The sequence below is a fragment of the Cupriavidus sp. HMR-1 genome, from assembly GCF_000319775.1.
Classification (GTDB): domain Bacteria; phylum Pseudomonadota; class Gammaproteobacteria; order Burkholderiales; family Burkholderiaceae; genus Cupriavidus; species Cupriavidus metallidurans.
Genome location: NZ_ANKP01000020.1, coordinates 41,674 through 52,121 on the forward strand (window position 1 = coordinate 41,674; position 10,448 = coordinate 52,121).

Below are 10,448 nucleotides of genomic sequence, written 5' to 3' on the forward strand. Positions count from 1 at the left end.
GTGCAAAACTGGTTCGTCAAGCGTTTTGTCGAGCCACTTATTGCTCGGTCGGCTCGGGCTTGTTGCGGCCCAGTTCCACGCCCAGCTGCTTGAGCTTGCGGTACAGGTGGGTACGCTCCAGACCGGTCTTCTCCGCCACTCGGGTCATGCTGCCGTGTTCGCGCACCAGGTGGTACTCGAAGTACGCACGCTCGAACAGGTCGCGCGCTTCACGCAGCGGCATGTCGAACGAGAACTGCATTTCACCTTCGGGCACACCGCGGGTAGCCGTGCCGTTCGCGATGGCCTCGGCCGGTACCTCGGCGGTTGCCATCGCGGAGACCGCGGCTTCGCCCGTGCTGGCGGCGGCAGGTGCGGCCACCACGGAAGGCGCGGCGCGTGGGCGCTCGACCCCACGGGCCAGCCCTGCCTCGACGGCGGACAGCAGCTTCTGCAGCGCGATCGGCTTCTCAAGGAAGTTGAGCGCGCCGATCTTGGTGGCTTCGACGGCCGTGTCGATCGTCGCATGGCCGGACATCATGATGACCGGCATGGTCAGGAAGCCCTGTGCCGACCACTCCTTGAGCAGCGTCACGCCGTCCGTATCCGGCATCCAGATATCGAGCAGCACCAGGTCCGGCGTCGCGCCTGCACGGAACTCGCGTGCCTGCTGGGCGTTCTCCGCCACTTCGACCACGTGGCCTTCGTCGCTCAGGATTTCCGAGAGCAGCTCCCGGATACCCATTTCGTCATCGACTACGAGGATGGTTGCCATACGTTCCTCTTAACCCCACCGCAGCGTCACCGGACGTTGCCGGTGCGCAAGATTGACTATGCCAGCTTAACGAACAGGATCGAGATCTGAGCGCCAATGATCTCGGTGCCGTTCATGCGATTGCGCACCTCGATGCGTGCGCCATGTTCGTCAATGATCTTTTTCACCATCGCCAGCCCGAGACCCGTGCCCTTGGCCTTCGTGGTCACATAGGGTTCGAACGCGCGGCTCAGAATCCGTGGTGCGAAGCCGGGGCCATTGTCCGCTATGGACAGCTTGACGGCTTGCCGGTCTTCGCCGGCAGAATCTTTGTATTCTACAGTCTCGGTGTGCAGAGTGATATGGGGCGCCGCCCTACCGGCCGCAACGTTTTCCGCCACCGCATCCTGGGCATTTTGCAACAGGTTGTGAATCACTTGCCTGAGTTGGGTCGGATCGCCTTTGATTTCAGGCATATCCGTGTCCAGCGTCGGATGGATCACGGGGTGCTCGTGCACGGCAGGGTCATCGATGCCGTAGAGATGCAGGACTTCCGACACCAGGCCGTTGAGCGGCAGCGACTGCATCACAGCCGGCGGCGTGCGCGCGTAGTCGCGGAAATCATCGACCATGCGCTTCATCGCCGCCACCTGGTTGACGATTGTCGCAGCCCCACGTTTCAGTACTTCGGCATCCGACGTCTCAAGTTTAGGGGACAGCTTCATCTGCAGCCGTTCCGCCGATAGCTGGATCGGTGTCAGCGGATTCTTGATCTCGTGGGCAAGACGGCGCGCCACTTCTCCCCAGGCCACCGAACGCTGTGCCGAGATCACGTCGGAGATATCGTCGAACACCACCACGTAGCCCGGTTCGTCATGGCTGCCGCCAGGAAGATGCGCGCCGCGAACCAGCAGTGTGAGCGGCTGCTCCTCGTCGCCCTGCGGCAACTCGATCTGCTTCTGCCAGTGCTGCGCGCCCCCCAGGACCTCGCTGGTGGTCTGCTCGGAAAATGCCTGACGCACGATCTCCGCGAAGTCGTTCATGCCGGGGATCTGTTCCACCGGGTGGCCCAGCACACCGTTGAGCGGCTGGCGAAAGATGCGCTCGGCGCCGGGGTTGGTAGTGATCAGCACAAAGCGCCGGTCGAACACGAGCACACCTGCGGTCAGATTCCGCAGCACGCTTTCCAGATACGCCTTCGACTGCTCGAGCGCACTGCGATTCTCTTCCACGGCGATGCGCGCTTCAGAAAGCTGACGCGTCATCTGGTTGAACTGCTGGGTCAGCATCCCGAGTTCGTCGCGGCTTTTGAGCTCACGCTTGGGAGAGAGGTCGCCCTCCGCCACTTCCTTCGTGCCCTGCAGCAGCATCAGCAGCGGGCGGGCTAGCTGGCCGCCCAGCAGCAGCGCCAGCATCACGGCGATAAACACGGCGAGGAACAGCGTCAGCGTCAGCGTGCCGATGTACATCTTGCGCAGGCCGGTGCGGCCCAGCGCCTTTTCCTGATATTCCTGATAGGCCCGCTGGACCTCGTCGGCATTGCGCGCGAGCACGCCAGGTACCGGGTGCAGGACCTGCAGGTATCGCTCCTCTCGCACAGTGTCGCCCACCAGGCCGAAGCCCGTGGCGGGCGCATCCTCGGGGCGACGCTCCACGGACAGGCCCGAGCCTGCCCAACGACTACTCGGCACGGGCAGGCCGAGTTTCGGCGGGGGATGCTGGGTACGCGCCGCCGCGGCCACGGCAGCACTTGCAGTGGCCTGTGCCTGATCGTCGGAGGCTGCCGCGCTCGGCGCGGGTCCCAGCGGAATGATCACGCGCAGCCGGTAGAGATGGCTGCTATCGACATTGGGCTGCGGTTTGTCGCCAGTCGACGGATCGGTGCCACCTTCCACTGCCGCATAGCCTCCGGCCATGCGTGCCTGCTCTGCCAGCACGCCGGATGGCAGGTCCGGCACCAGCGACGCATAGCTGCTTGACGCCGTTGCCAGCACGCGTCCGCTGCCGGTGAAGATCGCGGCTTCCTGTACGCCGTACTGCTCGCGCAGGCGGTTCAGTTGCAGCGACGTTGCCATGCCGCTCGAGCCGGTCAGCTGGTCGGCCATCAAGCGCGCCTTGCCCTGCAGATCGGCCAACTGGCTGTCGATGGTGGAGCGGCCGAGATTGAGGCCGGCCTCGAGCGCGGTTTCCACGCGCACGTCGAACCACGACTCGATACTGCGGGAAACGAACTGCAGCGAGACCAGATAGATCAGAACGCCCGGCAATACGCCGACCACGCCGAAGAACACGGCCAGCTTCGACATCAGCCGCGTGCCGAACTTGCCGCGGCGATAGCGCAGCCAGAGCGTCAACGCGAGCGCGCCCACGGTCAGCACCAGCAAGGCGCCGACAACGAGGTTGATCTTGAAGAGCAGCGTGAAATAGCGGTCGAAGAACTCGGTATTGGCCGAGGCCCCGGCTAGCAGTCCCACCAGTACCAACGCCAGGAAGACGATGATGCCCACCACGACGCGATAGAGCAGGCGTCGGAATCTGCTGTCCCACGGATTGCCGTTCATGGCTGGCTTACCGGCTGGACCAGTTGGTTCGTGGACAACGCATTCGACAGCGTTTGCGAGAACTGCGTGCGTGGTTCCGCGCTGACGGCCGAAGCGGGCGTTGGTGACGAGCCGGGCATGGCCGGCGGTGCGGGTGGCGCAACGGGCGGCGGTGCTACCGGGGCCGGTGGCGGCGGTGCGTCGAGGTTGGTCGGCACCGTGTAGTTGAAGCGCTTCCACTCCGACGACAGGTTCCACTCACGCGTATTCACGGCGTTGATCTGGAACGGCTTCGGTAGCTGGGAAAGGTCCAGGCGCATCCGTGTTTCGGCGTGATAGGTCTCGCCGAGCCTGACCTGGTTGCGTTCGAACACGCGCCAGCCGCGTACTTGCTGGATGAACTGCAGCGCGCTCTTGAGACGGCTGAACGGTAATTGCAGGCCACCGGTCGACACGCGGTACTGGCGCGTCAACGGCTGATAGGAAATGCGCACCGTGCGCATGGTGTTGACCGGCTTCTCGTCGAACCAGTACCAGCGTGGGCGCGTGAGCTGGAAGTCGACGACGAAATAGAGCGAGATGCCCTTGTGCAGGGCGTCTTCCAGCGCGGGCGGCAGGTCGAAGTCGAACGACGCGGCGAGATCGAATCCGCCGTCCTGGTACTCGATGCGGGCCTCGGTGGTCTCGATGAGCTGCGCCGATGCATGCGGGGCAAGCACCATCAGCATCAGCATCATCATCGTGGCCGCGCACCATGCGCGGAGTGTGTTCACCAGCGAGTCTGCCGGGCACTCGCGCAACGCGTGACCGGGGACACGTAGGTCGAACAGGCGCGGCGTGCTCAGCATCGGTGGAATTCAGGCGCGTTTCTGGAAGCGGGCGTAGTAGAAGCCATCGTGATCCGATGGCAGGCTTGGCTGGCCGGCCATGTCGGTGCCGGCCGTCTCCTGCGCCTTCGTGCCGGGCAGGAGCTGCCCGGGCGCCTGCAATCGTATCGCATCTGGGAGCTGGGCACCAAACCAGAGCGCCTGCTCTTCGCCCTCCGTTGGGAAAATAGAACAGGTCACATAGACCAGAATGCCGCCTGGCTTAAGGAGCGACCACAATTGCGACACGATGCGACGTTGCTCATTGACAAGCTTCGCGATGTCCGATTCGCGGCGCAGCCAGCGGATATCGGGATGGCGTCGGACGATGCCCGACGCCGAGCACGGCACATCGGCCAGAATGCGGTCGAACTGCTGGCCATCCCACCAGTCCTGCGGGCGGCTGGCATCGCCAACGATGACCTCGGCACGCTGGTCCAGGCGGGCCAGATTCTCATGAATGCGCGCGGCGCGCTCCGCATCGCTTTCCACGGCGGTCACGTGGATATCGGCCAGTTCGAGCAGATGGCCGGTCTTGCCCCCGGGGGCCGCACAGGCGTCCAGCACGCGCATCCCGTCGGCAACTTCGCAGAGCGGCGCGGCAAGCTGGGCGCCGGCATCCTGTACGGAGACATCGCCGGTGGCGAAGCCTGGCACCTGCGATACCGGAAATGCCCGAACCAGCCGCACGGCCTGAGGGCCGATGGCGGTGCCCGCCATGCCCGCGTTGGCCAGTTCCTTCAGGTATTCGTCGACCGACAGGCGCTTGCTGTTGACGCGCAGCGTCATTGGCGGGCGGGCATTGACGCTCTCTGCCAATGCCGTCCATCGATCCGGGTATGCGGCGCGGAGTTGCTCAAGCCACCACGTGGGCAGGTTCCAGCGTGCTTCCTCGTCCTTGGCGATCGCGTCCATCAGGGCCTTGCGCTCACGCAGGAACCGGCGCAGTACTGCGTTGACGAGCCCGCGCGCGTGGGCGGTCTTCGGCTCCGAGGCTGCTGCGCTGACGGCCTGATCGACGACGGTGAAGTCGGAGTAGCCGCCGCGTCCGACCTTGCTACGATCGCCCTCCTCGCCTTCTAGCAGCAGCGCGAGCGCCACGGCCAGCAGGGAATCGACCAGCGCGCCGGGAGGGCGGGTGACCAGTTGCGTCACCAGGGCGCGCGTGGCGCCGAACTGCCGCACGGTGCGGTAGGCCAGGTCCTGGATGGCGCCGCGCGTCGCGGCATCGCGCACGCGGTCCAGGCGCAGCAGGTTGGTGGCGTCCTCGATGGCTTGCGGCAGGGCCGTGCCTTCATGGACGCCGCGTACTGCAGCGGCGGCGCCGAGCATCTGGAAGGCAAGGGAATCTGGTGGCAGGCGCATGGGAAATACCGGAAATCTGCAAAAAACGGGTGGTACGGGCCGTCGGGCCCGTGCGGATACGAAAAAGCCCGCCGGCTCCTGACGGAACACAGCGGGCAGTTTACCTGTTACCGGGCATGAGCCCCCGGAAACGTGGCAATGCGCGTCAGGCCGGGTAGGTGCCGGTCTGTGCCATCTGCATCAGGCGCGCGATCCGTTCCTCCGTGGCGGGGTGGGTCGAGAACAGGTTCGCGATCCCGCCGCCCGAGAGCGGATTCATGATCATCATCTGCGCCGTGGCCGGATGCTCCTCGGCGGCCTGGAACGGAATGCCCTGGGCGTAGCGATGGATCTTGTCGAGCGCGCTGGCCAGGGCCTGCGGGTCTCCGCTGATCTCCGCGCCGCCGCGGTCGGCCTCGAATTCGCGTGCCCGCGAGATCGCCATCTGGATCAGCGATGCGGCCAGCGGCGCCAGGATCGCCACGGCGATGGCGGCAATCGGATTCGAGCGGTTGCCGTTCTCGTCGCGCCCGCCGAAGAACATCGCCATATTGGCCAGCGCGGAAATGGCGCCGGCCATCGTCGCGGCGATGGTCGAGGTCAGGATGTCGCGATGCTTCACGTGCGCGAGTTCGTGGGCCATCACGCCGCGCAGTTCGCGGTCCGAGAGCACCCGCAGGATGCCCGTGGTGGCGGCCACCGCGGCGTGTTCGGGATTGCGGCCAGTGGCAAACGCGTTTGGCGCATCCTCGTTGATCAGGTACACGCGCGGCATCGGCAGGCCGGCACGCTGCGAAAGCTCGTGCACCATGTTGTAGAACTGCGGCGCGGTGCTGGCATCCACTTCCTGCGCGTTGTACATGCGCAGGACCATCTTGTCCGAGAACCAGTAGGAGAAGAAGTTCATGCCGAGCGCGATCAGCAGGGCGAATGTCATGCCGTTGCGTCCGCCGATCATGCCGCCGATCACAACGAACAGCGCCGTGATCGCGGCCATCAGCATGAAGGTCTTGACCCAGTTGAACATGGCTTGATCTCCAGATCGTCTGTCAGTCGCGTGCCACGCCCCTGCGTGGACACGATAACGGTTAGATAGGGTGTGAACCGTGGAAATTCAATGCCGGAGGCGACGTTTTACGCATTGTGATAACCCGGGGTCACATTGCTGCGGCGCTCGCCATGGAGTACCTGCTAGGCGCCGGCAATCAGGCAGCGCGTTCCCGGTGGCAGCGGCATGGCCTGCAGGAACTGTTGCGCTGGCTGGCGCCGGCCGCCGGGCTTCTGCAACTCGGTGACCTGCAGGGCGCTGCCATTGCCGCAGGCGATGATCACGCCGGCTGAGTCGGCGGCCAGGATCGTGCCCGGGGGATGCGGCAGGCTGGTGGCGGCGGCCAGCGGCAGCGCCTGCCAGCACTTGATGACGGTATCGCCCACTTGCACCGTGGCGCCCGGGAACGGGTTGAAGGCGCGGATCTGGTTCGCCAGTTCGGTGGCCGGGCGCGTCAGGTCGAGCGGTGCCTCATCCTTGGCGATTTTCTCCGCGTAGGTGACACCGGCTTCGGGCTGCGGCGTGGCGGTGAGCGGCTGGCCCGCGGCGAGCTGGCGCAGCGCATCCACGATCATGCGCCCGCCGAGCGCGGCCAGTGTGTCGTGCAGCGTGCCGGTACTGTCCTGCGGGCCGATCGGCGTGGACTCGCGCGACAACATCGCGCCGGTGTCGAGCCCCTCGTCCATCTGCATCAGCGTGATGCCGGTCTCCGGGTCGCCCGCCTCGATCGCGCGATGGATCGGCGCGGCGCCGCGCCACCGCGGCAGCAGCGAGGCATGGATATTCAGGCAGCCATGGCGCGGCAACTCAAGGACTTCGGTCGGCAGAATCAGGCCGTAGGCGGCCACCACCATCACATCGGGCGCGATTTCCGCGAGCGTGTCGACGGCCGCGCCGGCTTCCTCCGGATACTTGCCCTGGCGGCGCAACGAGCGTGGCTGCAGCACCGGGCCCAAGCCGGCCTCGATGGCAAACTGTTTGACCGGGCTGGCCTGCAATTGCATGCCCCGGCCGGCGGGCCGGTCTGGCTGGGTCAGCACGGCGACCACCGGAAATCCGGCGGCGTGAATGGCCTCAAGGGCGACGCGCGCGAATTCCGGTGTTCCCGCAAAAGCGACGCGCAGTGGCTGGGCTTGGGTCATGACGATATTCCGCAATGAAAACGACACCGGCCGCATAGCGGCCGGGTACGTATGTGTTCTTCGGAAGCTGTAACCTTAGCAGAGGCGTTTCCGCTTCCGCGCGATTGTTACATCCTTACATGCGTGAGCGCACGCGCTTCTGGAGTTTGCTCTTGATGCGTTGGAGCTTGAGTGGCGACAGATATTCCACGAATACCTTGCCGTCGAGGTGATCGATCTCGTGCTGTATACATACAGCGAGCAGATCGTCGGCGTCGAGCTCGAACGTTTCGCCCTTCTCGTCGAGCGCGCGTACCTTGACGCGATCCGGGCGCTCCACGCGGTCATAGACTTCGGGCACCGACAGGCAGCCCTCTTCCCATACCTTGCGGTTCTCGCTGGCCCAAGTGACCTCGGGGTTGATGAACACCATCAACTCATCCCGGCTCTCGGAAATGTCGATCACGATCACGCGCTCGTGCACGTCCACTTGCGTCGCGGCCAGGCCAATGCCGGGCGCTTCGTACATGGTTTCGGCCATGTCTTTCACGAGCTGGCGGATGCGGTCGTCCACCACCTCCACGGGCTTGGCCACTTTGTGCAGACGAGGATCGGGGTAGGTGAGGATGTCGAGTTTTGCCATGATGCTCGGGCGCAACGCCGGGTGCTGTCCACGGTCCGGCCGCCGTTGCGGCGACCGGGGTTTCCATGCAGAATCGGGGCGCTAGTACAAAAATTCAAGGCGCGCCGCAGCAGGCACGCTCTACCTAGGGTCAATCCGGTCGTTCTCCCGACCGGTTCAGGAAAATGCGCGATCTTACCAAAGAACAGGCGGCGTCGGGCCGCAGGCTGCACGCGTTCACCCTCGCCATCTTGAGTGTCGCAGGGATCACAACTGGGATGACCATGGCGGTTCAGGCCGCTGACCTGAGCGTCTCGCCGGTCCAGCTTGCGGAGGCCGATCGCACGGCACAGCAGGGCATCCCCGTTGCCGATCTCTCGCCCAATGCGCCCAGTCAGTATACGGTGCGTTCGGGCGACACGCTTTGGGGCATTTCCGGACAGTACCTGCGCCAGCCCTGGCGCTGGCCCCAGCTGTGGGGCATGAACCGGCAGCAGGTCCACAATCCTCACCTGATCTATCCGGGCCAGATTCTCTATCTGGTCCAGCGCGATGGCCGTGCCTACCTGTCCACCAACCCTCCGGGCGGCGCCAGTGGCGACGTCCGCCTGTCCCCGCGCATTCGCGGGAATGGTGGCGACGGCGAGGCCATCCAGAGCATTGCCTCCAGCGATATCGAGCCGTTCCTGATCCGTCCGCTCGTCGTTGACCAAGGCACGGTGGATACCTCGGCGCGCATCGTCGCTCTGCCCGACGCCCGCGTCTATATGGGGCGCGGTGATACGGCCTACGCGCGCGGCATTGCGCCGGCCGACGCCTCGCTCGGCAGCGACTGGCAGGCATTCCGGCCGGCCAGCCCCGTGCTCGATCCGGTCACCGGCCGGGTAATCGGCTTCGAGGCGGCTTACGAAGGCAGCGTGCGCGTGACGCGCGGACCCGAGGGCCCGAATGCGGTGACCACGGTCCAGGCCACCCAGTCCCTGCAGGAAATTGGTCCGGGCTCGCTGCTGCTGCCGCAGCCGCAGCGCGAACTGATCCGCTATGTGCCGCATGCTCCCGATGGTGAAGTCGAGGGACGTGTGGCCGCGGTGTATGGCGGCGTGCGCTATGGCGGCGCCAAGCAGATCGTGGTGCTCAATATCGGCGCCAACGCCGGTCTGGAGCCGGGCCACGTGCTGGCGCTCTCGAGCGATGGTGGCCACGTCGCCGATCCGACCGATGGCAATCGCGCTATCGAGTTGCCCGATGATCGCTACGGTCTCGCGTATGTCTATCGCGTGTTCCCGGGCGTTGCGTACGCGCTGGTGACTGACGCGTCCAACGTGATGAAGGTTGGCGATATCGCCTCGACGCCGCGCTGACCAGGGCGCGTGTCCTGCCACGCGCCGCATCGTTGCCGATGACCGATTCGACTCGCGATCCCGCCGAGGTCGCAGCCTGGCTGCGGCTGACGGCGACGCCGGGCGTCAGCGCACTGGCCGGACGACGCCTGCTGGCGAAGTTCGGCCTGCCGCAGACTGTGCTCGCCCAGAACCTGGCAAGCCTGCGTGAAGTGGTGGATGCCAAGGTGGCGTGTGTATTGAACGCGCCGCCGGATGCCGCCATGTCGGCGTTGATCGACTGCACGCTTGCGTGGCTGGCCGATGCCCGCCACGCCATGGTCACGATGGCCGATGCCGGTTATCCGGTGGGGCTGCTCGATCTGGCCGACCCTCCCCTGCTGCTCTATATCAATGGAGACCCCAACCGTCTGGCTGGTCCAGCGCTTGGCATGGTCGGCGCGCGCAAGGCGACAACGCAAGGCGCGCGCGATGCCCAGGCGTTTGCATCGGCGTTTTCCAATGCCGGATGGACAGTGGTGTCCGGCCTTGCGCTCGGCATCGACGCCGCAGCCCACGCCGGGGCACTTGAGGGGCCGGGCGGCACTGTGGCCGTGATCGGGACGGGCGCCGATATCGTCTACCCGGGCAGGCATCATGCGCTGGCACATCGGATCGTCGACGCGGGCGGTGCCATCGTCAGCGAGTTTGCACTGGGCACGCCCGGGTTGCCGAACCACTTTCCGCGTCGCAACCGTATCATTGCGGCCCTGTCTCGCGGCGTGCTGGTGGTGGAAGCGGCGGAGCGGTCGGGTTCGCTGATCACGGCGCGGCTGGCGTCCGAGATCGGCAGGG

The 10,448-nt window shown here is 65.6% G+C and carries 9 protein-coding genes; 2 read left to right on the forward strand and 7 right to left on the reverse strand.

Going from position 1 to position 10,448, the window contains the following annotated elements; translation table 11 throughout:
* Positions 1 to 37: 37 nt before the first annotated feature.
* The 7 genes from D769_RS00655 to def all read right to left on the reverse strand — a co-directional run bounded on the left by D769_RS00655 (position 38) and on the right by def (position 8,295).
* Positions 38 to 754 carry a response regulator gene (locus tag D769_RS00655; RefSeq protein ID WP_008641017.1) on the reverse strand — a complete coding sequence of 239 codons (717 nt, stop codon included), beginning with the start codon at positions 752 to 754 and terminating at the stop codon, positions 38 to 40.
* Between the two features lie 56 nt (positions 755 to 810).
* Positions 811 to 3,294: a PAS domain-containing sensor histidine kinase gene (locus D769_RS00660; RefSeq protein WP_008641018.1), complete on the reverse strand. Its 2,484-nt coding sequence runs from the start codon at positions 3,292 to 3,294 to the stop codon at positions 811 to 813.
* On the reverse strand, positions 3,291 to 4,121 hold the full coding sequence (locus D769_RS00665) for a DUF4390 domain-containing protein (RefSeq protein ID WP_008641019.1): 831 nt from the start codon (positions 4,119 to 4,121) through the stop codon (positions 3,291 to 3,293). The genes D769_RS00660 and D769_RS00665 overlap by 4 nt, the downstream gene beginning before the upstream one ends.
* A gap of 9 nt (positions 4,122 to 4,130) precedes the next feature.
* Positions 4,131 to 5,504, reverse strand: a complete 1,374-nt coding sequence (rsmB, locus tag D769_RS00670) for a 16S rRNA (cytosine(967)-C(5))-methyltransferase RsmB (protein WP_008641020.1) — start codon at positions 5,502 to 5,504, stop codon at positions 4,131 to 4,133.
* Positions 5,505 to 5,649: 145 nt separating this feature from the next.
* Positions 5,650 to 6,510 (reverse strand): zinc metalloprotease HtpX, encoded by an 861-nt coding sequence (gene htpX / locus D769_RS00675; RefSeq protein WP_008641022.1) that lies wholly within the window; start codon positions 6,508 to 6,510, stop codon positions 5,650 to 5,652.
* A 164-nt stretch (positions 6,511 to 6,674) separates the two neighbouring features.
* Positions 6,675 to 7,673, reverse strand: a complete 999-nt coding sequence (gene fmt / locus D769_RS00680; protein WP_008641023.1) for a methionyl-tRNA formyltransferase — start codon at positions 7,671 to 7,673, stop codon at positions 6,675 to 6,677.
* Positions 7,674 to 7,788: 115 nt separating this feature from the next.
* Positions 7,789 to 8,295, reverse strand: coding sequence for a peptide deformylase (def, locus tag D769_RS00685; protein ID WP_008641024.1), 507 nt, complete (start codon positions 8,293 to 8,295; stop codon positions 7,789 to 7,791).
* A gap of 164 nt (positions 8,296 to 8,459) precedes the next feature.
* Between def and D769_RS00690 the strand changes: the two genes are divergently transcribed.
* Both D769_RS00690 and dprA read left to right on the forward strand, forming a co-directional pair.
* Positions 8,460 to 9,635 (forward strand): LysM peptidoglycan-binding domain-containing protein, encoded by a 1,176-nt coding sequence (locus D769_RS00690; RefSeq protein ID WP_035881168.1) that lies wholly within the window; start codon positions 8,460 to 8,462, stop codon positions 9,633 to 9,635.
* 38 nt (positions 9,636 to 9,673) lie between these two features.
* On the forward strand, positions 9,674 to 10,448 hold a 775-nt coding region (dprA, locus tag D769_RS00695; RefSeq protein ID WP_008641026.1), incomplete at its 3' end, for a DNA-processing protein DprA.